This window comes from Leisingera sp. JC1 (assembly GCF_001679925.1).
GTDB lineage: Bacteria > Pseudomonadota > Alphaproteobacteria > Rhodobacterales > Rhodobacteraceae > Leisingera.
In genome coordinates this window covers 1-22432 of the sequence record NZ_LYUZ01000096.1, presented here as the reverse complement: position 1 = coordinate 22432, position 22432 = coordinate 1, and the positions used below count along the sequence as shown (strand labels likewise).

General features: G+C 60.2%; 20 protein-coding genes, 1 tRNA gene and 1 pseudogene. 10 read left to right on the top strand and 12 right to left on the bottom strand.

All coding sequences use genetic code 11. From position 1 onward, the window contains the following. Positions 1-50 precede the first annotated feature (50 nt). Positions 51-299: a calcium-binding protein gene (locus A9D60_RS14645; RefSeq protein ID WP_065268277.1), complete on the top strand. Its 249-nt coding sequence runs from the start codon at positions 51-53 to the stop codon at positions 297-299. A gap of 118 nt (positions 300-417) precedes the next feature. Here A9D60_RS14645 and A9D60_RS14640 read toward each other — a convergent pair whose 3' ends face one another. The 6 genes from A9D60_RS14640 to A9D60_RS14620 are packed head-to-tail and all read right to left on the bottom strand — an operon-like array spanning position 418 to position 5306. Further along, positions 418-642, bottom strand: a complete 225-nt coding sequence (locus tag A9D60_RS14640; RefSeq protein WP_065268276.1) for an NnrT protein — start codon at positions 640-642, stop codon at positions 418-420. Beyond that, positions 639-812 (bottom strand): hypothetical protein, encoded by a 174-nt coding sequence (locus A9D60_RS26625; protein WP_175392968.1) that lies wholly within the window; start codon positions 810-812, stop codon positions 639-641. The genes A9D60_RS14640 and A9D60_RS26625 overlap by 4 nt, the downstream gene beginning before the upstream one ends. A 1-nt stretch (position 813) precedes the next feature. Continuing rightward, positions 814-2694: a nitric oxide reductase activation protein NorD gene (locus tag A9D60_RS14635; protein WP_065268275.1), complete on the bottom strand. Its 1881-nt coding sequence runs from the start codon at positions 2692-2694 to the stop codon at positions 814-816. Positions 2695-2698: 4 nt separating this feature from the next. After that, positions 2699-3493 carry a CbbQ/NirQ/NorQ/GpvN family protein gene (locus A9D60_RS14630; protein ID WP_065268274.1) on the bottom strand — a complete coding sequence of 265 codons (795 nt, stop codon included), beginning with the start codon at positions 3491-3493 and terminating at the stop codon, positions 2699-2701. Between the two features lie 3 nt (positions 3494-3496). Next, positions 3497-4840: a cbb3-type cytochrome c oxidase subunit I gene (locus A9D60_RS14625; RefSeq protein WP_065268273.1), complete on the bottom strand. Its 1344-nt coding sequence runs from the start codon at positions 4838-4840 to the stop codon at positions 3497-3499. A gap of 13 nt (positions 4841-4853) precedes the next feature. Then, positions 4854-5306, bottom strand: coding sequence for a c-type cytochrome (locus A9D60_RS14620; protein ID WP_065268272.1), 453 nt, complete (start codon positions 5304-5306; stop codon positions 4854-4856). 123 nt (positions 5307-5429) lie between these two features. On the opposite strand from A9D60_RS14620, the gene A9D60_RS14615 reads away from it, so the two are divergent. Together A9D60_RS14615 and A9D60_RS14610 are read left to right on the top strand one after the other, a co-directional pair. Beyond that, positions 5430-5639, top strand: coding sequence for a hypothetical protein (locus tag A9D60_RS14615; protein ID WP_065268291.1), 210 nt, complete (start codon positions 5430-5432; stop codon positions 5637-5639). 196 nt (positions 5640-5835) lie between these two features. Then, on the top strand, positions 5836-7182 hold the full coding sequence (locus A9D60_RS14610) for a methyl-accepting chemotaxis protein (RefSeq protein WP_254656703.1): 1347 nt from the start codon (positions 5836-5838) through the stop codon (positions 7180-7182). A 49-nt stretch (positions 7183-7231) separates the two neighbouring features. Here the strand turns inward: A9D60_RS14610 and A9D60_RS14605 are convergent, their stop codons facing one another. Beyond that, positions 7232-7927, bottom strand: coding sequence for a Crp/Fnr family transcriptional regulator (locus A9D60_RS14605; protein ID WP_065268270.1), 696 nt, complete (start codon positions 7925-7927; stop codon positions 7232-7234). A 241-nt stretch (positions 7928-8168) separates the two neighbouring features. Here A9D60_RS14605 and A9D60_RS14600 point away from each other — a divergent pair, with 241 nt between their 5' ends. The 5 genes from A9D60_RS14600 (at position 8169) to A9D60_RS14580 (ending at position 15564) form a co-directional block, all read left to right on the top strand. After that, the gene (locus A9D60_RS14600; protein WP_065268269.1) at positions 8169-9377 is read left to right on the top strand and encodes an NnrS family protein; all 1209 of its coding nucleotides are present in this window, start codon (positions 8169-8171) and stop codon (positions 9375-9377) included. 99 nt (positions 9378-9476) lie between these two features. After that, positions 9477-10472 carry a cytochrome-c peroxidase gene (locus A9D60_RS14595; protein ID WP_083194211.1) on the top strand — a complete coding sequence of 332 codons (996 nt, stop codon included), beginning with the start codon at positions 9477-9479 and terminating at the stop codon, positions 10470-10472. A 25-nt stretch (positions 10473-10497) separates the two neighbouring features. Then, on the top strand, positions 10498-12861 hold the full coding sequence (locus A9D60_RS14590) for a response regulator (RefSeq protein ID WP_065268268.1): 2364 nt from the start codon (positions 10498-10500) through the stop codon (positions 12859-12861). 372 nt (positions 12862-13233) lie between these two features. Further along, positions 13234-15168, top strand: coding sequence for an acyl CoA:acetate/3-ketoacid CoA transferase (locus tag A9D60_RS14585; RefSeq protein WP_065268267.1), 1935 nt, complete (start codon positions 13234-13236; stop codon positions 15166-15168). Between the two features lie 321 nt (positions 15169-15489). Next, positions 15490-15564: transfer RNA gene (locus A9D60_RS14580), tRNA-Gln, on the top strand. A gap of 610 nt (positions 15565-16174) precedes the next feature. Here the strand turns inward: A9D60_RS14580 and A9D60_RS14570 are convergent. Next, entirely contained in the window at positions 16175-17695 is a 1521-nt protein-coding gene (locus A9D60_RS14570; protein WP_065268265.1) for a primase-helicase family protein, read from the bottom strand. Positions 17696-18366: 671 nt separating this feature from the next. Continuing rightward, a complete protein-coding gene (locus tag A9D60_RS14565) occupies positions 18367-18984 on the bottom strand; it encodes a hypothetical protein (RefSeq protein ID WP_065268264.1) in 618 nt (205 codons plus the stop codon). 249 nt (positions 18985-19233) lie between these two features. Here A9D60_RS14565 and A9D60_RS25540 point away from each other — a divergent pair, with 249 nt between their 5' ends. Together A9D60_RS25540 and A9D60_RS14560 are read left to right on the top strand one after the other, a co-directional pair. Then, positions 19234-19416 (top strand): helix-turn-helix domain-containing protein, encoded by a 183-nt coding sequence (locus A9D60_RS25540; RefSeq protein ID WP_254656702.1) that lies wholly within the window; start codon positions 19234-19236, stop codon positions 19414-19416. Between the two features lie 69 nt (positions 19417-19485). Next, positions 19486-21126, top strand: a complete 1641-nt coding sequence (locus A9D60_RS14560) for an AAA family ATPase (protein WP_083194212.1) — start codon at positions 19486-19488, stop codon at positions 21124-21126. Positions 21127-21246: 120 nt separating this feature from the next. On the opposite strand, the gene A9D60_RS26620 is transcribed toward A9D60_RS14560, so the two are convergent. The 3 genes and pseudogenes from A9D60_RS26620 to A9D60_RS26870 form a co-directional block, all read right to left on the bottom strand. Then, a complete protein-coding gene (locus tag A9D60_RS26620) occupies positions 21247-21420 on the bottom strand; it encodes a hypothetical protein (protein WP_175392967.1) in 174 nt (57 codons plus the stop codon). Further along, on the bottom strand, positions 21417-22274 hold the full coding sequence (locus A9D60_RS14555; protein ID WP_254656701.1) for a tyrosine-type recombinase/integrase: 858 nt from the start codon (positions 22272-22274) through the stop codon (positions 21417-21419). The genes A9D60_RS26620 and A9D60_RS14555 overlap by 4 nt, the downstream gene beginning before the upstream one ends. Further along, positions 22252-22432: pseudogene (locus A9D60_RS26870) on the bottom strand (AAA family ATPase); the annotation flags it as partial. The pseudogene A9D60_RS26870 and the gene A9D60_RS14555, both read right to left, overlap by 23 nt.

Below are 22432 nucleotides of genomic sequence, written 5' to 3'. Positions count from 1 at the left end.
GGACAACCGCGGCCGCAGGAAGACCCGAACCCATGACTGGAGTGTCTCACATGAAAACCTTCGCACTGACCGCCGCCGCTTTTGCTGCTTTGACCGCATCACCGCTGGCGGCGATGGACTCCATCACCGAGGCCGATACTGACGGCAATGGCACCTATTCGCTGGAAGAGCTGCAGGCGGCGTTTCCCGACCTGACAGAGGAAACCTTTGCAACCATCGACGCCAATGCCGACGGCGAGGCGGATCTGGCTGAGGTGAAGGCAGCGGAGGAAGCCGGTCTGCTGCCAACAGCCGGCTGATCCCGCGGCAAGGCGGCTCTCCCCCCTAAAACCAGCCGCCTTGCCACTTGTGTTTCCCCCTTATGCCGAACGGTTCAAGGCCCTGCGCTGCAGGGCCTTGCTGCATGAAGCAAAGCGATCAGCCGCCGTTGGCCTGCTGTTTCAGGCGTTCGATGTGGCAGGCGAACACAAACGTAAGGGGTAAGCCCAGCAACAGCCCCCATGCCACCGATTCATAAGGGGTCAGCACCCGCCAGCCGATCCAGCTGGCAATCAGCGAGGCAAAGAAGATGTTCACCGCCGCCGCACCCGCCCCGAACGGGTAAAGCGCCGCCAGCAGCCGCCAGGAGGGCCGCGGTGTCATCGCCGGCTCACCAGGTACTGGACAAACCCCAGGCTGACGATCAGGGCGATGGAGCCCATCAGGAACCAGAACTCCGCGGTTTCGGTCTGCGGCTGCGGGATCGGGCGCTCGAACGTGGCGGCAAAGGCGCTGGAGGGCACCAGCAGGGCGAAGGAGAGAAGGCGTTTCATCTCAGTGCTCCATGGTCAGGGATTGATAGATTTCCGGCAGCGCGCGCGGCAGCCGGTCCGGGTCGGGCAGCAGGGTGAACCCCGCGCGCCCGAAGATGCGGGCAAACCAGTCCTGCCCGTCGGCGTCGATCACCACGCCATGCACCGACTGGCCCAGGGCGCGCGCCTCGCGCACCGCCATGCGGCTGTCCTCGATGCCATGCACGCCTTCGTAGTGGTCCAGATCGTTGGGCTTGCCATCGGTCAGCACCAAGAGAAGACGGCGTTCGGATCCTTCCTCTGCCAGTTGGGCGGAGGCATGGCGGATCGCCGCACCAAGACGGGTGTAGTGGCCGGGCTTGAAGCCGCCGATACGGGCAGTGACCGCCTCGGACATCGGATCCTCGAACCCTTTGGCGCGGGTCAGGAACACCCGGTCGCGGCGCAGGGAGGAGAAGCCCCAGATGCCCAGCCGGTCACCTGCAGTTGCGATGCCGCCGGCTAGGGCCGCCAGGGTTTCACGGGCGGTCTCGATCACCGGGCGGTCGCCAACCGTGGCCTCGGTGGAACGCGAACAGTCCATCAGCACTGCCACACTCAGATCGCGGGCCATCGGGCGGCTGGCCTGCCAGACCCGGTCGCTGCCCTGCTGGCCGCAGGCCAGATCGACATGGGATTTGACCACCGCTTCCAGATCCAGCTCGTCGCCATCCAGCTGCCGCGGCAGCATCACCCGGCGCGGGTGCAGCGGTGCGAACTGGCGGCGCACCCGGGCGACCAGCCGCGGATCGGGCTGGAAGCTGTCGGCGGGATTGCCTTCGGCCTCCAGCACGCGGGTATGGGCGGGCATGTGCTTGCCCAGCCGGTGGTTCCATTCGGGATAGGTGAACTGCCCCGCCAGCCGTTCATGCTCGGCATCCTGCGGCGACAGGTCGAGCGAGATCCGCAGCCGCGACGCCGCGCGCTTCATGTGCTGCGAGAGGGTGAGGTTGTCCTGATCCTCCGCCGCTTTCTGGGCGTTCTCGTTGTCGTCGTCATCGACCATGCGGTTGATGTTCAGGCTTTCGGCCCAGGACAGGATGGATTCAAACCGGTGGACGATGAAGCTGTCCTTGCGGGTGGTCTGATCCTGGTCCTGCCGCTTGGCCGTCTTGCGGGTGGAGACGGCCAGGCCCGGCGTCTTCATCTCCTCATCCGCTTCAGGTGCTGCCCCCCTGCCCGCTTGCGGCACCGGCAGGCGCAGCCAGAACGGCACCGGCTGGTAGGTCCGGTAGCCGCGCGGCGCGGTGCAGGTGCAGGGCTCGGCCACCCGGCAGTCGGAGCCGATCTGATCCAGCACCATCCGCTCGATCCGTGCCTCAAACCTCGGCAAGCCATTGCGTTTGCGGGTTCCGGCAATATGGGCACAGAAAGTCCCATAGGCAGATCGCAGCCCGGGACAAGCGGCAAATACCTTGTCCGCGGCGCGGGCATTGGCGGCGATCTCCAGCTGATCAGCCTGGTAAAGGTCTTCGTTGCGATCAGGCAATTCGATCGAGGCGGCCATTGCAGCCAGCCACAGATAAGCCTTGCGGTTCAGCTCGGGGCTGGGAAAGACAGCCATTTCCGGCGGCAGGCGCAGGCGCTCGCCATCGAAACTGGCCATATGCGCCATCTCGCGCGGAGTGCCGATGCGGCGCAGCCGGACCGGACGATGGCCCGACAGCACCGCAGGCGCCGCCTGGATTTCCACGCCCCCGGCCCCGCCCAGCGCCCGGAACAGCGCCGCCACGCTGGCGCGCATGTCCTCGAACCGGACGGTGTGTTCGGCCCCATCCTCTGCGGCGCCGATCCGTGTGGCCATGCCATGCCACAGGTTGCCAACCGTTTCCTCGGGTTCCAGAAGGTCGAGAGCGTGGATCATGGCATCACCCGTAGACGCTGGCGGCAAGGTCGCGCAGCGCCTGCTGCACGTCACCCTCGTCGCTGAGGGGTTCGATGATGGCGGCCTCCACCGCGCGCTCCACGCCCATGCCCTTGGCAATCAGCGTGGCGGCGTAGATCAAGAGGCGGGTGGAGACGCCTTCCTCCAGGTCCATACCAGAAAGCTTGCGGATATGGCCCGCCAGCCGCACCAGCGCGGCGGAACGCTCCTCGTCCAACCCGCTTTCGGCAACAACAACCGCGGTTTCGGCGGAACTTTCCGGGAAGTCGAAGCCGATCGACAGGAAGCGCTGCCGGGTCGAGGGCTTCAGCTTCTTCAGGATGTTCTGGTAGCCGGGGTTGTAGCTCGCGACCAGCATGAAGGGTTTGGGCGCAGCCAGCTCCTCACCGGTGCGGTCGATGACCAGGCGGCGGCGGTCGTCGGTCAGCGGGTGCAGCACCACCGCCACGTCCTTTCGGGCTTCGACCACCTCGTCGAGGTAGCAGATGCCGCCCTCGCGCACCGCGCGGGTCAGCGGGCCATCCACCCAGACGGTTTCGCCGCCTTTCAGCAGGTAGCGCCCGATCAGGTCGGCGGCGGACAGGTCGTCATGGCAGGCAACGGTGTGGAGGGGCAGCCCAAGCCGGGCTGCCATATGTTCCACGAACCGCGTCTTGCCGCAGCCGGTGGGCCCCTTCAGAAGAAGGGGCAGACCGTTGGCTTGGGCCATCTCGAAGACGGTGCATTCATCGCCTGCGGGACGGTAGAAGGGCACGGAAGGCATGTTCATCGCGTTCATGGCTTACTCTCCCGGTACGGCCGCGGGGCCGGGTTTGATGACTTCGCGGCGGATCACCACCATCGAGTAGATGAACACCAGCGCGCCCAGCACAACCGCCACGCCGGAGCCGAGGCGCATCAGGTAGAAGATCCCCAGCTGGTCCTGCACATCCATGTAGTAGTCACCGACAATGCGCTGCATGTGGGTCTGGATGGTGCCTGCAAAGGTCAGCACGAAGGTCATGAAGGCCATGCCGCCGGTCATCAGCCAGAAGGAGGCCATGTTCAGCACCTGGTTATAGGGGTCGCGGTTCCTGAGCTGCGGCATCGCATAGGTGAACATCGCCAGGTTCAAGGCCACATAGGCACCGAAGAACGCGAGGTGGCCGTGGGCGGCGGTGATCTGGGTGCCGTGGGTGTAGAAATTCACCCCGTGCAGCGTGTGCAGGAACCCCCAGACGCCGGCCCCGAAGAAGGCCACGGTGGAGGACCCGAGCGACCACAGCAGCGCGGCCTTGTTCGGGTGGTTCTTGCGGCCCTTCCAGACCATGATGAAGGCAAAGCTCATCATCGCAAAGAACGGGATCACTTCCAGGGTCGAGAAGATCGAGCCGATCCACTGCCAGTAACCGGGGGTGCCGATCCAGAAGAAGTGGTGGCCGGTGCCGAGGATGCCGGAGAACAGCGCCAGGGCAACGATGACATAGAGCCATTTCTCCACCACCTCGCGGTCAACGCCGGTCAATTTCAGCATCAGGTAACCAAGGATTGCGGCCATCACCAGCTCCCAGGTGGCTTCCACCCACAGGTGGACGACGAACCACCAGTACATTTTGTCGAGCGACAGGTTGTCCGGGTTGATGAAGGCAAAGATCCACAAAAGCGACAGCAACCACAGACCCATCAGCAGGATGTTGGTGATCGCAGTCTTGCGGCCTGCCAGCACGGTCAGGGAAATATTCACAAGGAAGATCACCGCTGCAACGAGGATGCCGAACTTGACCCACAGGGGCTGTTCCAAGAACTCCCGCCCGCCGTGGATGCCGGCCAGGTAGGAGACCACTGCGCCGAGCGTCCCGACAACCAGAATGGCCAACTGGATATAGGCCAGCCTGACCGAGAAGATCTCCCGCTCGCTTTCTTCAGGGATCAGGTAATAGGCGGCGCCGAAGAAGCCCAGCAGCAGCCAGACCACCAGCGCGTTGGTGTGCAGCATCCGCACGATGTTGAACGGCAGCAGCTCGCTCAGCGTGTTGGGCCAGACATAGATCCACCCCGCTAGCAACCCGCCCAGAACCTGAATGGCAAACAGGCCCATTGCCACCATGAAATAGGCATAGGCCACTTTTTGTGATTGATATTTCATTGTTTTTCTCCCCTCAGCCCGCGTCGTTCGGCGGCCAGTTCTGGGTGTCGGTCTGATCCGCCCAGCGCAGGAATTCGGACAAGGCCCTGGTCTCTTCTTCCGTCAGCTCAAAGAACGGCATCTGGCGGCGGCCCTCGACGCCGGAGGGCTGCGATTTCATCCAGCCATCCAGCATTTCATAGGCGCCTTCCGGGTCGTCCAGCACACCCCAGCGGGTCATCACATTGCCCACTTCGGGGGCAAAATAGGCGCCCTCGCCGTGCAGCGTGTGGCAGTTGATGCAGGAGTGGCGCTCCCACACATGTTTCCCCTGGCGCACCTCGTCGGTCAGCTCCATGCCAGCGGTGGATGTTTGGGTGATATAGCGGTGGCTGTGCGCGGTCATGGCCACGAACACGACGACGAAGAACAAGGAGCCTCCGTAGAACACGTTCCTGGCCCGCGACTTAGTAAGTATCTCTGACATATCGCGGTCCTGAGTACAGTTGCGGATGCATTCTGCCTAAACCCGCGCACTGCCGCGGATATTGTCCAAGCGCAAAGACCGCGCCCATTGCTGCACGCAGGATGCAGGAAAAGGAGGATGCCCATGCGCCGCCCTGATTTCGACAATCCCGACCTGCCGCTTTCGGAACTGTTCCACTATTGGCCCGCCTGTGCGGGCGAGTTCATGAACCGCCAGATGCTCTGCCCTGGCTGCCCGATTGCTCCCTTTCACACGCTGATTGATGCCTGCGAAGAATACGGGCTGGAGGAGATGGCGTTCCGGGAAAGCTTGAGGAACGCCGCTAAGGCTTGAAGCCTCACTGACCGGGCGGCAGCTGCAAGGCTGACCAGTGCCTCAGGGCGCATTAACTTTTTTATTCTATTTTTGCGATATGACTTTTGATCCAGAGGAATGAGACCCAGCAATCCTTGGAGTAAAGCTAGTGTTTTTTACGAGAAAAAAGTCGCAATCGACTGAAACAGACGACACCACCGCAATCATTGCCGGAATGGTTGACCGCACACAGGCGACCATTCAGTTCCACCCGGACGGCACGATCATCACCGCGAACCAGAACTTTCTTGGCGCATTGGGATATGGCCTGGAGGAAATCCAGGGAAAACACCATTCCATGTTTGTCGCTCCGGAACTGGTCGCATCCAATGACTACAAAACTTTCTGGTCGGATCTAGCCAGCGGCAGAGTGTTCACGGACCAGTTTCCGCGTGTGACAAAGTCCGGTGAAACAATCTGGATTCAGGCGACCTATGCCCCTGTAGAAAGTGAAGAGGGCAAGGTAGTGAGAGTGGTGAAAGTTGCCTCCGACATCACCGCCCGCCGCCGCGCGTTGGATGAGATCGGAGATGGCCTTCATGAACTCAGCGGAGGCAATCTGACCCACCGGGTTACGGTTTCCGATCTTCCGGATGTCGGCACCCTCGGGAAGACATTCAACCACTCGCTTGAGCAGCTCAGCTCGTCTGTAAGAACGGTCAAGCAAGTGTCCTCCGCGGTCGGACGCACCGCGGAGGAAATTTCGCAAGCCGCAGGCAATCTGTCCCAGCGGACCGAAAGCCAGGCCGCCACCCTGGAAGAAACGGCCGCGGCCATAGAACAGCTGTCAGCAACTGTTAAAGCCTCCGCCGAAGGCGCCCGGAAAGTGGAAGGCATCGTAACAGAAGCCAAAACATCTGCGGAACGCAGCGGCGAGGTCGTGAGCAGCGCAATTGACGCAATGGCGCAAATCGAAAGCTCTTCTGAGCAGATCTCGAAAATCATCGGTGTCATCGACGACATTGCGTTCCAGACCAATCTTCTGGCGCTGAACGCCGGTGTTGAGGCCGCACGGGCCGGTGAGGCCGGCCGCGGGTTCGCAGTTGTTGCTTCCGAGGTCCGCGCGCTGGCCCAGCGCTCTGCAGAAGCAGCGGGTGAAATCAAGCAGCTGATCGGAGAAAGCAACCGGCAGGTTGCCACAGGCGTCGATCTTGTTGGCAAGTCCGGCGAAGAACTGCAGCAGATCATCAAGAGCGTCGCCACGATCTCAGAGCACATCCAGGATATCGCAACCGGCGCTTCCGAGCAGTCAACCGCGCTGACCGAGATCAACCAGGGTGTTTCGCAGCTTGATCAGGTCACCCAGCAGAACGCAGCTATGGTCGAACAGACCTCAGCCGCAAGCCAGATGCTGTCCAACGATGCCGGCCATCTGACCCAAGAGGTTTCCAGGTTCAAGGATGGCAGCGAGGGCGCCGAACCGGCGGTTATGGCAAGAACGCCGACTGCGCCTGTCTCCCGGCCCGAAACGGCTTTTGCAGAGGAAGATCTGCCTATGGCCCAGGGATGGGACAACTTCTGACCGCATCACACGCCGCGGCCGCGGCAGATGATGCGAGGGGCCTGTCCCCCTAGCCTTGCGCCCCGCTCAGAACCACCAGCCTGTGCGGGGCCGTAACCACAATGTGCTTGCGGGTGGAGTGCACGATACCGTCCTTTTCCCAGGCCGACAGCAGGCGGCTCACGGTGTGCAGCGTGGTGCCGGTCATCTCGGAAATATTGCGTCGGGTCACCGGGAAGGCGATCTCGATCCCCTCCTCCACCTTGCGGCCCGATTGGGTCACCATCCGCAACAGCGCCGCCGCCACCCGCTGCTCCACCGCCTGTGTGGCCAGTTCGGTGATGCGGGTCTGCATCTCCCCCAGCCGCTGGCCCAGGGTGTTGTAGCTCTCCGTGGCAAAGCCTTGGTAGTTGGCGGTGAACTCCCCCCACAACCGCACCGGCCAGGACAGCGCCAATGATTCCGAGGCCGCCACAGCGGTCGCCGGATAGGTGTCCCGGTTCAGGGCAGGCGCAATACCGAACAGCTGGCCGGGGGAAATGTGCAGCGCGATGATCTGCTCGCCGCCCTCGGTGGTTTTCACCACCCGGATGTAGCCGTCCAAAAGCAGATGGAACCGCTCTGCGTCATGGCCTTCGTGAAAAATCTCCGCTCCCTCGTCATACCGCTTGGGCAGCGCCTGATCGAGGATTTCACGGATCTGGCTGCGCTCCAGGAGGCTGAAGGGCGGCAGCCCGGTCAGAAGGCTTTCATCGAGCTTGGACAAGAATGCACCGCAAGTTTGCTGAAGGACAAAGAGGTCGCTCTGCCGTTATCGCATAGTGACGCCGGAGGAAACAACCGTGCGGGAAAATCGGAAATCCGGATCCGGGGAGCCTCCCTCTCCCCTGCCCGCCGGTGCTGATCCACGGGGTCCGGCAAAAGATTGCGTCCCTTGCGCCGGACCGGCGGGCGGCACCTGACCAGTGCCGCCCGCCTTTCATCTGCCAGGACGCTGGGAGGCCGTGATGGCTGCGCGAACCGACTACACTGGACCTGTTCTCTTTTCCTTCGGCTTCCGGCCGTTCTTTCTGGGTGCCTGCCTGTTTGCACTGGTGGCAATCCCTGCCTGGCTGCTGATCTGGCGCGGCACTCTGGAGTATTCCGGCCCGTTCCTTGCAACCGACTGGCACATCCACGAAATGATCTTCGGATACGGCGCCGCCGTGGTGGCAGGGTTCCTGTTCACCGCAGTGCCGAACTGGACCGGCCGGATGCCTGCACGCGGGCTGCCGCTGGCGCTGCTGTCCGGCCTGTGGCTGCTGGGCCGGCTCGCGGCGGCGGGCTGGCTGGGGCTGCCCGCGCTGGGGGTGATGGTCGTGGACTGTGCCTTCCTGGCCGCTGTGATTGCCATGATCGCACGTGAGATCATCGCTGGTGAGAACTGGCGCAACCTCAAGGTCCTGGTGCCTGTCACTCTGCTGGGCATCGCCAACGCCTGTTTCCACATCGAGGCCATGACCGAAGGTGCGGCAGATGTCTCGCGCCGTCTGGGCATTGCAGTGCTAATCTTCCTGATCATGCTGATTGGCGGCCGGATCATTCCCAGCTTCACCCGCAACTGGCTGGCCAGACACGGTGCAGAAAAAATGCCGGTGCCCTTCGGAAAATTCGACGCAGTCACGCTGGTTAGCGGCGCGGCGGCCCTGCTGGCCTGGACCGCCGCGCCCTGGGCCGCAGTCAGCGGTGCTCTGCTGCTGGCGGCTGGTGTGCTGCACGCGGTGCGGCTGGCGCGCTGGCGCAGCCTGGCGACCCTGCCGGATCCGTTGCTGCTGATGCTGCACCTGGCCTATGCGCTGGTGCCTGCCGGGCTGATCGCAGCAGCCGGCGTCCCCTATGGATTGCTGGAACCGGCTGCGGCGGCACATATACTTGGCATTGGTGCCATCGGCGGCATGACTCTGGCGGTGATGATGCGCGCCACCATGGGCCATAGCGGCCGGCCGCTGGCTGCCGGCCCTGCCCTGTCCCTAGCCTTCATGCTGCTGCTGGGTGCTGCCGCAGCGCGCGTTGCCGGCAGTAGCGGACTGACTGCAGGACTGGATGGGATCGCGCTCTCCGCTATACTTTGGACCGCCGGGTTCGCGCTGATGGTGCTGAAAGCCGGCCCTTGGCTTGTCACCCGGCGGCTTGGCCCCAAGAAAGTCTCCGGCAAGCCCGCTCCGGCTGCGTCATAAACCGCAGCCGACAGAGCACAGCTCACGATATCTTAACGGCCTTCTCAGATGATGGCTTTCCGGTTAACAAGGTTGCGGGAAACGAGGAGGAGGTCCTGAATGCGGTGGAAAGCTGCTGTCCTGGCACCGCTGCTATTTTGGACTTTCCAAAGCCTGGCCCAGGCGGCCGGGCTTGAAGCGTTCCAGCGCCCGCAAACCGTGCCCTTTCCCGAAGACGCTCCCTACAACCGCGAAATTGCCACCCTTGGCAAAATGCTGTTCTTTGATCCGCGCCTTTCCGGCGGCCAGAATATCAGCTGTTCCAGTTGCCACAGCCCCTCTTTCGGGTGGGAAGTTCCGGTGCCCAAGGCCAGAGGTGCTGCCGGCACGCCGATCCGCCGTCACACACCGACGATCCTGAATGCCGCGTGGATCACGCCGCTGTTCTGGGACGGGCGCGCCACAAGCCTGGAAGAACAGGCCGCCGCGCCGATCACAGCCCCGGATGAAATGAACGCCACATTTGAAGGGATCACCGAACGGCTGTCCGCGGTTGAGGATTACAGAATCTGGTTCGACCGCCTGTTCCCGGGCCAAGGCATCCGCAAGGAAAGCGTGCTGAAGGCGTTAGCCATGTACCAGCGGACAATCGTCAGCGGTGTCGCCAGTTTCGACCGCTGGGTGGAAGGTGATGAAACGGCCGTATCCGACGCCGCCAAACGCGGCTTTGCTCTCTTCACCGGCAAAGCGAACTGCGCATCGTGCCACACCGGCTGGATGTTCACCGACAACCAGATGCATGACATCGGCCTGCCGACCAGTGATCTGGGCGGCGGCGGTCTGGTTCCACCCGACCCCGGCCAGAACTTCCGTTTCAAAACCCCGGGCCTGCGCAATATCGTGCTGCGGGCGCCCTTCATGCATGATGGCACTTTGATTTCCCTGGAAGAGGTGATCCGCCACTATTCCGCTGGCGGCAACGCAGGAATTGCCAGAACTTCAGACATCGAAGGTTTCAGCCTGGAAGAAGGCGACACTGAGGATCTCATCGCTTTCCTGGCAACGCTGACGGACACCGGGACCAACGTGCCAACCCCAATCCTGCCGGCCAACTGATGCGCACGGCTGAGGGACATCACGCATGAACATCAAACGGTCCATCGTGCTGCCGGTACTGGTCATCGCAGGAGCAGCCTTGTTCGCGGCGCTCCTCGTCGGGGGCATGGCCGTCTTTGCATCCGCCCGCAAGGACGCCGCACTGGAATCGTCGCTGGAAGTTATCCGGCGCATCAGCAGCGTCACATCGGGCATAACCGCCGCCGAAGACTATGCTCAGGATGTGCTGGCAATGACCCGGCTGATCCCGCAAGAGGATGTGGCCAGGCAATTCCAGAGCTACCTGAATGCAATCAACAGGGAACTTGCCGCGCTGACGGAGCTGCCGCTGTCCGCACCGCTGCGGGCGGAAGTCCGGGCGCTGGACACGGCCCTGTCGGTATGGTGCGTCAAGGCTGTTGTGCTCCTGGGCATCAAACCCGAACAGGAAATCCCCACACTCAGCGCATTGGTCATGAGCAGTGAGGCCGTAACCCGTCAGGCCGCAATCGTAACGTCGATGGCCGCGCAACATGCGGAACAGGCCGTTGCAGAAACCAACCAGGCGCTGACCCGCATCCTGGTTCTGGGATTGACCGGAACCGCCCTGCTGATGGCCGCAGCCTTGATGTTTTCCATGCGCAGGGCACGCAGCTTCTCGGCGGCAATCCAGCTGGCAGCCCAGCAGCTGCGGCGGCTCGCCAGCCGCGAACAGCCCGCGGCACCGGTCGGCGATGACGAGATTGCCGCCATGTTCACCGCTCTCGACACTCTTGAAATCAGTCTTCAAGAGAAGAAACGGATCGCCGACAATCTGATGCAGGAGAAAGCAAGAGCTGAAGCGGCAACTGAGACCAAGTCCCGCTTTCTGGCCACCATGAGCCATGAAATCCGCACCCCGATCAATGGCGTGCTTGGCATGGCGGAAGTGCTCAGCGAGACCAGCCTGACATCTGAACAGCAATCCTGTGCCAACACTATCCTGACCTCCTCAGAGGCGCTGCTGCGCATTGTCAACGACATCCTCGACTTCTCCAAGCTCGAGGCCGGCAAGACACAGATGCTGGAGCAGCCCTTCAACCTGCGCGACGTGATTTATGACGTGGCTGCACTGATGTCTCCCAGTGCCACTGCCAAGGGTGTAGAGATCTGCATCGACATCCCCGAAGGCACCCCGGCTGTATTCTGCGGCGACAGCGGCCGGGTGCGGCAGATCCTGATGAACCTCGTTGGCAACGCCATCAAGTTCACCATGCGCGGTTTCATCAGCATCACCCTCAACTACGATGCCAGCCACAGGATTCCTTTGTGCATTGACGTCCGCGATACCGGGGTCGGTATCCCCCAGGACAGCTTGGGCCAGATCTTTCACGCCTTCGAACAGGTCGAAAGCACCAACGCCCGCCGCTTCGAAGGCACCGGGCTCGGGCTGGCAATTTCCTCGCGGCTGGCACAGGCAATGGGCGGCCGGATTGATGTCGTCTCAGAAGTCGGCAAAGGGTCCTGTTTTACCGTCTGCCTGACGCTGCCTGTCGCCGTCCCGGCGGCACCGCGGGCGCAACCGCTGGCAGGAACCCGCGTGGCGGTGGTTGCGGATCTGCCCTTCTCCCGTGAAGTGCGGATGCGCCAGCTTGACTATTGGGGTGCGGAAACGCTTGCCCCCTCCAGCCTGGAAGACCTGCTGGCTCAGGTCACCGCGATGACGGCAGAGCAGCGCCGGCCGGATCTGGTGCTGGTGGAAACCAGCCTGCCGCTGGAGCAGGCCAGAGCCTTCTGCCAAGAGCTGCACGCGCTGCCGGGCTGCCGGGAACTGCCCATCGTGTATTGCACCGGCGGCCAGCTGCTGGCCGACTACCAGGTGCTCAAAAGCTGCAAAACCGTGCACGTGCTCTTGAAGCCCGCCCGCGGCAAACTTCTGCTGCGCACGTTGCTGGACGCCTTGAACAGTCCGCTCCTTCCAGCCGCTAGCCAGCCGGCTGCTGCTGAGTTAACCGGGGACAGTTTCGGCCACCTGCGGGTTCTTGCAGCAGAGGACAACCGCACCAATCAACTGGTCCTAAGGAAAATGCTGGCCCCGACCGGCATCAGCCTGACCATCTGCAGCAACGGCCAGGAGGCGCTCAGCACCTTTGCCGCGCAAAGCTTCGACCTGGTGCTGATGGACATGTCGATGCCGGTGATGGACGGGCTGGAAGCCACCCGGCGCCTGCGCGCCTGGGAGCAGGAGAACAACCGCCCGGCCTGCCCTATTCTGGCCCTCACGGCAAATGTGCTGAGCACGGACGAAGCGGCCTGCCGCGCCGCCGGAATGTCTGGGTTCCTGTCCAAGCCGGTTCGCAAGAAAGAACTGCTGGAGCAGATCGCTTGCTGGACAGAGAACACAGCCCAACTCCCCGCTAAACAAGCCTGACGTTTTCGCTGACACGGCCTGCGTTTTAAAAGCTCTCTCCGGCGCTGCGGGTCCGCACAGGCGCAAGGCCGGCAATCCCCTGTTTTACGCCCAGCTATGGGTTCTCCAAGCTCTGTTGCCAGCAGCGGGTGCAAGCCTTTTTCCGCCTATTTCAGCCGGCCGCAGTATACAGGCAGCCCCAATCTGGAAAACACTGCCGCCAATCGGAAACTTCAGCATCGCACCGCCCGGCGCGATGTCGTAACTCCCCTGTCCGCTGACGCAATCAAAGGACAGCAGCGCCGCGGCACCCGCCTAACATCCCTGACCAGATTTCCGTGCGGCTGCAAAGCCCCCGCGGAGGGCAACCGGCATCGGGGAGGAAGCGCCGCCATGAAAGACAAGACAACTACCACCGAACAGGCGATGGCGCTGATCCGTGACGGCGACGTCGTGACCACCACCGGCTTTGTCCAAAGCTGCATCCCGGAAATGCTGCACGCCGCGCTGGAGAAACGCTTCCTGGCAGAAGGCGCCCCCCGCGACCTTACTCTGATCATGTGCGCAGGCGCCGGCGACAGTAAGGGACTGGGCACCGGGCGGCTGCATCACGACGGCCTCTTGCGCCGGGTGATTGCCGGCAACTTCGGCCGCATGCCCAAGGTCGCCCAGGCCGCGCAGGAGAACAAGATCTGCGGCTACAACCTGCCCCAGGGGGTGATCTCGCAGCTCTACCGCGCCTGCGCCGCCGGCCAGCCCGGCCTGTTCTCCAAGGTCGGCCTGCACACCTATGTCGACCCGCGCCACGGCGGCGGCAAGGTCAACAAGGTGACCGAGGAGGACATCGTCCGCTACCACGAAGTCGATGGCGAGGAATGGCTGTTCTACAAGGCCACCAAGATCGACGTCGCTTTCATCCGCGGCACCAGCGCCGACCGATCCGGCAATATCAGCATGGAGCGCGAGGCGCTGACGCTGGACTGCCTGGCCCAGGCAATGGCGGCCCACAACAACGGCGGCATCGTCATCGCCCAGGTGGAACGCATCGTCGAGGATGGCTCGATCAAACCCAAGGACGTGAAGATCCCCGGCCTGCTGGTAGACTGTGTCTGCGTCGCAGATGATCCGGAAATGCACAGGATGAATTACGGCGTGCAGCATAATCCCGCGCTGTCCGGCGAAATCCGGGTGCCGGTCGAGGGCATCGCCAAGATGCCGCTGGACCAGCGCAAGATCATCGCCCGCCGCGCCGCCTTTGAACTGCCGCCCAACGGCGCCGTGAATCTAGGCGTCGGCGCGCCCGATGGAGTTGCGGCTGTGGCAAATGAGGAAAAAGCCACCCCCTATATCACCCTCACCACCGAGGCCGGTGCGGTTGGCGGGGTGCTGGCGGGTGGCTCCAGTTTCGGCTCCTCCGCCAATGCCGACGCCATCATCGACCAGAACCAGATGTTCGACTTCTACGACGGCGGCGGGCTTGACCTCACCTGCCTCGGTATGGCCGAATGCGACGCAGAGGGCAGCGTCAACGCCTCCCGCTTCGGCGGCCGCCTGAACGGCTGCGGCGGTTTCATCAATATCTCCCAGAACTCCCGCGCCGTGGTCTTTGCCGGCACGTTCACCGCAGGCGGGCTGAAGGTTGCGGTGGAAAACGGCGAACTGCGCATCGTCCAGGAAGGCCGCAACAAGAAATTCGTGCGCCTGATAGAACAGATCACCTTCTCCGGGCCTTACGCCTCCAAACGCTCGCAGCCAGTGCTTTACGTGACCGAACGCTGCGTGCTGCAACTGACGCCCAAGGGACTGGAACTGATCGAGATCGCCCCCGGCATCGACCTGCAGCGCGACATCCTCGACCAGATGGAGTTCAAGCCAATCATCGAAAACGTCGCCCTGATGGATGCCCGCATCTTCCGGGATGAGCCGATGGGGCTGATGAACGACCTGTTGAACCTCAACCTCTCCGAACGCGTCACCTATGACGCCGCCCGCCACACCATGTTCCTCAACCTTGAAGGCTGGAGCGTCCGCAAGAAGCAGGACGTCGAGGATCTGGACCGCGTGCTGCGGGATGCCTTCGCCAGAAGCGGCCGGGATGTCAGCATGGTGATGAACCAGAACGGCTTCCGCATCGCCGAGGACCTGCAGGACGATTACGCAGCCTCGGTCGGCCGGACGCTGGAGACCCATTCGGCCTCGATCGCCCACTATACCACCAGCGCTTTCATGCGCCTCAAGATGCAGGGCGAGCTCGCCAGCCGCGGCGTCCAGCCGCATATCTTCGAAAGCGGAGAAGAAGCGCATCAGCAGGCAATCTGGGGCAGCTGAGCGGGGTTTCTGCCGGCGTTTGCAGCAAGCTTTTGCCACAGCTGGCCCCGCCAGAGGCCAGCCTTCCCCGGTCCGGGGCAGCACCCCGTCCCGGGCGCTAAACCGGCGCGCGCATTGCCTCACGAACCGGCTGCCCCGGCACCCAACAATCAGCTCTATCACTTTGAAAACGCGTCATATTGCGCCACCGCCCTTGGTGCCTCCAGCACCGGCTGATGCGGCCGGATGGAGATTTCAGGCGCGGCCCAAAAAAGAACTGCACTTTTTTTCAAAAACCCTCTTGCACCCCTCCGCAACAAACTTTAGACAGCGCCTCACCGATGGGGTGTAGCCAAGTGGTAAGGCAGCGGTTTTTGGTACCGTGTACCGTAGGTTCGAATCCTACCACCCCAGCCATCGGCCTCTTACACAACAATCTAAGGCACTCCCGGGACCCGTAGCACCCGAAATGCCCCAGTTTTCTGCCCCTGCTGGTTGGCGGGCTGTTAGCGCGGTTTGGGTGGCTGCTTCTGGTGATCGGTTCTGCCCCAACCCCCGACGCTTTCATCTTTTGCGGGTATGTCGGGTGTGCCCCTCCCTAGTTGCGGGAGAGGCGTTAGCTTGGTTTCGGTCAAATCATTGCATAGCCACGGCTATAGCTGGCGATAGTCCACCCCGTTAGCCTGCCGATCCCACTCATCCATCAGATTGTCCCGCCGGTCTCCGATGACTAGATGACGCGGGTTCACGCAGCACCTCTTATGGCACCGATGTCTGATGACCTGATCACGGGTGGCGACAAGCCGGTGAGTAATACAGTAAACAAACCGATAAGCACGGTCCTGACCTCCATTGAATCGCAGCTTCCTAGGCTCCTTGGTCGGCGTAACCAAGCAACCGTCATCATCTCTTTCAGCGCTGTTCAGCACTTCCCCTACACGCAGCATTGCCTGATCCAGGTGGTTGTCCAAGATGTCCTGATACCAAACCATGGACCGATCTCGTGCGGTAAACCGGACAGGCGCCCTCATATAAGTTCCACTCCATCTTCACCTTTATCTATTGGCTGATCGTAGCCATTCGGCCCAATCACCCGGCCATGTGCGACCTGGTAATCGGGATGAACCCACACCGCGCGGGCATAGTCAGCTCCTCCCCATTTGACCTTTTCAGCATGCCAACCGAGCTCATTCATGAAGTGAGTGATACGGTTCGGGTTAGCCTTTAGCTCCACGGTGAACAGCTTGCGCAATGTCGTCTGAGCAACGGCGCGCAACTCCCGGCCAGCGAGAAGTTCAACAAGCTCCTGCTGCAGCACTTCCCCAGCACCCGCCGCTAGACGCCGCATGATAGGGGTATCAATTGCCGCCATGTTCATCGACCGCGGGTTAAAGCTGTTCGACTGCCTGTGCTCCAGAAGGGCGTTATACAGACGAGCCAGCACTTCCCGCCGAGACATCTGCTCGTGGAAATGGGTCATGAAGGACTGGAAGTCCTCCGCGTCTGGACCGGAGGCATGACCTGAGTGATTGGCGTCAGCAACATACCAACGGCGATCGTCAGGCTCGATCCAGTGTGGATAGTGGTTCGTGGTCATCACATAAGCAGTGACGTTGTTTACTTGAGTGACCTCCTTTCCTTTCCCTTCTACAGCGACATTGTTTTCGGTGATCAGAGCCTTGATGGCATTGCCCGCGTCCGTGCCAGGCCTCAGCTTGACCTCTTCGCAGCCGACAAACTTCTTGGACATCAGGGTTTGGTTGAACCTAGACGTCAGCTTCTGAATGCCATTGACCGTTATAGAGTTCTTGGCGCCGTAGAGCTGGGCTGCAGTCTGCAGAAGTGTGCTCTTACCGGTTCCCTTGTTCTGGGAATACAGCAAGAACGCCCACACAGGCTTCAGATGCTCGTTCTGAATGCCCGCAGATAGCCAATCTTTGAAGTAGACCCGATCGGTAGGTTGCACGAAGATCCGCTCAAGCAGCTCATCGAACAGGGCGCTATCGGTCTCCTGGATGTCAAGATTCCGGTACGCTGGCGTTATCCATGAGTTGATCGTTGCTGACCCCTTATGCCAGATCACCCCTTCAGACAGACCCGGATTGCACTCCACTCTGCCATCCCAGACTGCAATCGTCTGAGAACGGTCAGAATGAACCTTCTCCACGGCATGCTGAACCACATCACGCCAAAGCTCGTCGGTCATCTCGATGTCCGGAAAGGTATACGGGAGATCGACAGCATAGACACGCTTCAGGTCCGTTGCTGACATGGAGCTACTCGGGTCCTCAATCCGATAGAAGCGCCCCTCTTTCCGGACGAACTTGCTCGCGAGGTCCTTGCACAAGGCTGCCTTCGCTATCTCATGTTGATTTTCCTCTCCTGGCTGATCTTTGGGGTCTTCAACCACTTCCGCTTCAGTGGTCGCGGGCGGCATCGCCTCCTCGCTGCCTCCTGCCTTCTGGCGGCGCCTGCCGGTACTTCTTCTACGTAGCTGACGCTCATCGGTTTCCGACATGCCATCAACAGCCTGTTCATTCACTTTCATGCATTACTCCTTGCACAAAGCACACTCCCCCCTAAGGAGGGTTGACGATTTAGTTTTGGGATCCCGAAACAGGTAGACGCACTACGCAAGCCGATGGCATGGCGCAGGACGAACTAGTCCTCAGATTCCGGGTGGTTCTGGCTAGAGACCGCTAACGATTAATACTGATTTACTCGACGCGTGGATCTCATCACGATTTTTGCTTTCCGATTCAGCATTGTCGTTTCCAGAACCTTCTGCTTCTCATGGAGATGCAATGATTTGACCGAAACCAAGCTAACGCCTCTCCCGCAACTAGGGAGGGGCACACCCGACATACCCGCAAAAGATGAAAGCGGGTGTCGGGGGTTGGGGCAGAACCGATCACCAGAAGCAGCCACCCAAACCGCGCTAACAGCCCGCCAACCAGCAGGGGCAGAAAACTGGGGCATTTCGGGTGCTACGGGTCCCGGGAGTGCCTTAGATTGTTGTGTAAGAGGCCGATGGCTGGGGTGGTAGGAAGCCTTGCGTCCCGATCCGCTTCATCGCCTTAGCCGAACCGCTAGCAAATCTGGGGCAGTTCCTGGGGCGAAACGTAGTGAAGCCTGGGGCAACTCGGTAACTAACGACCCGCCAGCAGACCTCTGGAGGCCCGCTAGCAGTTGATTTCGACCGTGGACGTGGCGCGGTGGTTAGAACCTCTCCCAGCGTCCTCTACCGAAGGCTCCTGGAGAGCTCATTTGGCCCGTGCTTGGATCGTAGACGCATAGCCGGGAGTTCAAAGACTTGCTGTAAGAATTCTCCGGCCATACCACTTCAACCACGATATGCCCGTTCTTTTGCCAACTGCCCGTGGCCTTGGCCGGGCGCTGGGTATTTCGACCATTAAACTCGATGTTCATCCAGCTTGCACACTTGGTTCGGGCAAGCCCAGTTGCATACGCCAAGTTCTCGTCAGCTTCCTTTGCTGACCTCATGTAGGACCAGCCAGAAGCACCCGCTAGCACTAGAACTGCTGCTGCAACCCAGTGTTTCCGCTTGATCTTACCAAGATCCAGATTTGCCAATGCCTTGATGCTGGCAGCGACCTCTCCGGTATCCGTCGAAGCTCCTTCCGCAGCCTTAGACGTTTGACCACTCGTCTGTGCTTTCTCGAACAACCAGCCAGCCAGACCGATCACCGTAAAAGCCACCGCCCAAGCACCAGCAGCGTCCACCGTTTCATTTGCCGGGAACAGAACGACGTACCAGAACCAAGCAAGACAACCCACCAAGCCGACCAAGAACGTTTTCTTAAATGTGCTTCCCATCAGTTTCCTCATTCAATGTTGGATCGATACGTGAATCTGCCCACTTTCCCACCGTTTAGCGCCGCGTAGTTTTGAAGCGGCTCCAAGCCTTCCGACCGTCGTATGTGTTGAGATGATCAAGGCTAGATGGCAGTGCTTCTTGCTCTGAATGTCTCTTAAAACCGGTAGAGCTAAAACCATCAGTGCGCAATAGCATTGAGTGTGAAGAGCACACCGAAAAGCCCACTCAGAGATATCGTTGCGCGAAACATGAGGTTGTTTCGGGCCGAGCGTGGCTGGTCTCAGGAAAGGTTGGCTGCAGAGGCTGGGCTTAACCGAACTTATCTGAGTGCAGTCGAGCGTTCAGAGCAGAACATTTCTATCGACAACCTGTACCGCGTAGCAGAAGGCCTGGGTATCGAGAGTTGGCGGCTGCTTCGATCTGAAGAATAGTTCAGCACATTCAAGCTGGAAGCATCGAGCCAAAGATTTGGGATTGCTTGGGTATGGTTGATCTATGAAATGAATAGTATTGATGGCAGAACTTATTGCTTCAAAAGGTGTGCCGTGCGCGTTTCTCAAATAGAATTGAAAAAATTTCGTCGCTTCTCGGACCTCAAGATACAAGGCATACCGCAGTCAGCCAAGCTGGTCGTACTCGCAGGTCCGAATGGCTCAGGCAAGTCTTCATTGTTTGACTCGTTGCTACTTCAATACCGTATGGATGCTGGCTTAGGCTGGAGCCAAGACGCGAAGTACTATGATCGGTCAGACGAAGCAGAGGCCGCTCTAAAACAACGCATAAAAGTCGCGACCCATTGCGGAGGGAAGCTCACGCGCGGATCCGTCTACATGAGGACCGCTTACCGGAACGACCCTGAGTTCACGACACGCTCTCTGACCCAACAAGACAACGTTCTGGACACACTTCATCTCAACCGTCTGATCGACCCTGACGCGACAGTCTCAAAAAATTACCAACGCTTGGCATCTCAAGCGATGGAAGATGTTTTCGTCAAAGAAGATTCAGGCACTACGATTGGCGATTTTCGGGACAAGCTCATTGGGCAAATCCGCGAACCATTGATGCGCCTCTTTCCTGATCTTATTTTTGTGGGCGTCGGCAACCCACTTGCAGAAGGCAGTTTCCAGTTCGATAAGGGCGTATCGAAAGGCATTGACTATAAGAACCTTTCAGGTGGCGAGAAAGCTGCCTTCGATCTGATACTAGACTTCGTCGTAAAGCGTACGAGTTATCCGGATGCCATATATTGCATCGACGAACCAGAAGCCCACATGAACACACGACTGCAAGCTGCTTTGCTTTATGAGCTTGTAAACCTACTGCCAGGTGACTCCCAGTTATGGGTTGCGTCTCATTCGATAGGTATGATGCGGAAAGCGCGAGAGCTATACTATGCAGATCCGGCCTCGGTCGTGTTTATCGACTTTGGCGGAAAGGATTTTGATCAGCCTGTTGTTCTCAATCCATCTAAGCCAACCCGCTCATTTTGGGCCAGCGTGCTTAACGTGGCGCTCGATGATCTGGCCGTTTTGGTGGCACCTTCGGAAGTAGTCATTTGCGAGGGCAATCCGAGAGGCACAGTTGCAGGTAAAAACGCCGAGCATGATGCCCAGATCTACAAAAAAATCTTCGGTGACGACTTCCCTGACACCACATTCATCTCGGCGGGTAATTCCAAGGAAGTCCAGTCAGATTTCGTTGGCCTTGCTACTGTTCTTCCGAACATAGCCAGCGGCATAAAGATTTCTCGACTAATCGATCTGGATGATCACGCACCAGACGATGTGGCGGACTTCAAGTCAAAGGGAATAAATGTTCTGAGTTCGCGTCATTTAGAATGTTACCTCTACGACGACGAAGTACTTAGCGAGTTATGCTCCTGGGCTGGACATCCTGAACTTGCTCCCGACTTGATAGCCATTAAAGAGAAAGCAATCGAGAAAGTTGTGGCGAACGGCTTCCCTGCTGATGACCTGAAAAAGGCAGCAGGTAACATTTACGTTGAAGCCAAAAAACTGCTATCTCTAAAACAAGTGGGTAACGACGCACCTGCATTCGCACGGCAGACCCTTGCAAACCTAATCAAGCCAGGAATGGGCGTATACGAAAGGCTCAAACAGGACGTTTTTGGCCGGTAAGGCCCGGGTCCCGCCAAATCCAAAACTGGCTACGTTCATTGAGTACTTAGCTTTGTAGTTTCGCCCCGCAAGAAAAAAGCAGAGTGCTCCCCGGCCAGCACGAAGCCAGCCGGGGTGTCTCTACGGTATCTTGCGGGTCAGCACGTATTCGGCCAGCCAACGCCAGTAGTCTTCAGCGTCAGCGAAGCCCTGCGACCGGGCCGCCAGATCTTCAGCCGCCCTACGAGAAAGACCGCCATCGTATTCAGCGATAGCGGCCCTCTCCTCGAACTCCTCAATGTTGGGTGGTCTCACCCCGGCACCGGGAGCCGTATTTGGTCAACTATGGATCGTTTCTGCTCGTCACTGATCCCTGCGGAATAGATGCCGTAGGTGATCCCGTTCTCTGACCGTGCTGACTTATGCCCCACCAGAGACGCCGTGAAATGCTCCGGAACGCCTGTTCGCTCGCACTTAGTGATGAACCACTTGCGTGTCGAGTGAAACACCAGACCCGGACGCTCAAGGTTCAGCTGCCGACGAAGAACAGCAAACCCCTTCGTGATCCGGTTAACGGTCAGGTTAGGAAACAGCGGCCCGTGGCCCGGCAACTCCCGAAACAGATCATCCAGGACCGGGTGAGCCGGAACCTGTCTCTCCGCAGCATCGGTCTTCAGCAGGCGCAGCTCATTGGGGCGAACGTGGATGAACGTCCCGAGATTGCCCTTGGTTACGAGGTCTTCCCGAAGCAGTCCCGCCGCTTCCCCCGCCCGCATCCCGGTCAGCAAGCACGTTACCAAAGCAGGATGCAGATCAGGGTCCTGAACCCGCAGCAGTTGGACCACCTCCTGATCCGTCAAAACCGCATAGGGCCGAGGCTTGATCTTCTGGTCGAACAGAACCGATTTGAAGGGATTGGCTTCCAGATGACCCTCGTAGACGCACCACTCGAGGAAATGATTTACTTGCGACCAGATACGCTTCTGGGTTCGCACCGTGATCTTAACGGCGCAGTTCTCTGAGAACGAGAGCAGAGCGTTGAGCCCCAAGCCACGGGTTTTCTCCGATTTGCCGATCAATGTAAATGCTGGATTGAATTTCCCCGGAAGTGCTGGCGCAAATTTCCCCACCTCGCGGGTTCGGCGATCAGCCGCGATGGTGATCGGCACCTCCGTTTTTTGGTGGCCGGCCGCGCCGTTTCGGCGGGAGCGGCGGTGCAATGTTGGCATGGGCGCGGGTGTGCTCGGGGATCAGGTCAGCATGTTTGCGCAACCGGTAGCTGGCGCCCTCGATCTGGACCACAACGGCATGGTGCAACAGTCGGTCC

Coding starts and splice junctions, on each gene's coding strand:
- A9D60_RS14645 (WP_065268277.1), top strand. CDS start 51: ATGAAAACCTTCGCACTGACCGCCGCCGCTTTTGCTGCTTTGACCGCA.
- A9D60_RS14640 (WP_065268276.1), bottom strand. CDS start 642: ATGACACCGCGGCCCTCCTGGCGGCTGCTGGCGGCGCTTTACCCGTTC.
- A9D60_RS26625 (WP_175392968.1), bottom strand. CDS start 812: ATGAAACGCCTTCTCTCCTTCGCCCTGCTGGTGCCCTCCAGCGCCTTT.
- A9D60_RS14635 (WP_065268275.1), bottom strand. CDS start 2,694: ATGATCCACGCTCTCGACCTTCTGGAACCCGAGGAAACGGTTGGCAAC.
- A9D60_RS14630 (WP_065268274.1), bottom strand. CDS start 3,493: ATGAACGCGATGAACATGCCTTCCGTGCCCTTCTACCGTCCCGCAGGC.
- A9D60_RS14625 (WP_065268273.1), bottom strand. CDS start 4,840: ATGAAATATCAATCACAAAAAGTGGCCTATGCCTATTTCATGGTGGCA.
- A9D60_RS14620 (WP_065268272.1), bottom strand. CDS start 5,306: ATGTCAGAGATACTTACTAAGTCGCGGGCCAGGAACGTGTTCTACGGA.
- A9D60_RS14615 (WP_065268291.1), top strand. CDS start 5,430: ATGCGCCGCCCTGATTTCGACAATCCCGACCTGCCGCTTTCGGAACTG.
- A9D60_RS14610 (WP_254656703.1), top strand. CDS start 5,836: ATGGTTGACCGCACACAGGCGACCATTCAGTTCCACCCGGACGGCACG.
- A9D60_RS14600 (WP_065268269.1), top strand. CDS start 8,169: ATGGCTGCGCGAACCGACTACACTGGACCTGTTCTCTTTTCCTTCGGC.
- A9D60_RS14595 (WP_083194211.1), top strand. CDS start 9,477: ATGCGGTGGAAAGCTGCTGTCCTGGCACCGCTGCTATTTTGGACTTTC.
- A9D60_RS14590 (WP_065268268.1), top strand. CDS start 10,498: ATGAACATCAAACGGTCCATCGTGCTGCCGGTACTGGTCATCGCAGGA.
- A9D60_RS14585 (WP_065268267.1), top strand. CDS start 13,234: ATGAAAGACAAGACAACTACCACCGAACAGGCGATGGCGCTGATCCGT.
- A9D60_RS14570 (WP_065268265.1), bottom strand. CDS start 17,695: ATGAAAGTGAATGAACAGGCTGTTGATGGCATGTCGGAAACCGATGAG.
- A9D60_RS14565 (WP_065268264.1), bottom strand. CDS start 18,984: ATGGGAAGCACATTTAAGAAAACGTTCTTGGTCGGCTTGGTGGGTTGT.
- A9D60_RS25540 (WP_254656702.1), top strand. CDS start 19,234: ATGAGGTTGTTTCGGGCCGAGCGTGGCTGGTCTCAGGAAAGGTTGGCT.
- A9D60_RS14560 (WP_083194212.1), top strand. CDS start 19,486: ATGAATAGTATTGATGGCAGAACTTATTGCTTCAAAAGGTGTGCCGTG.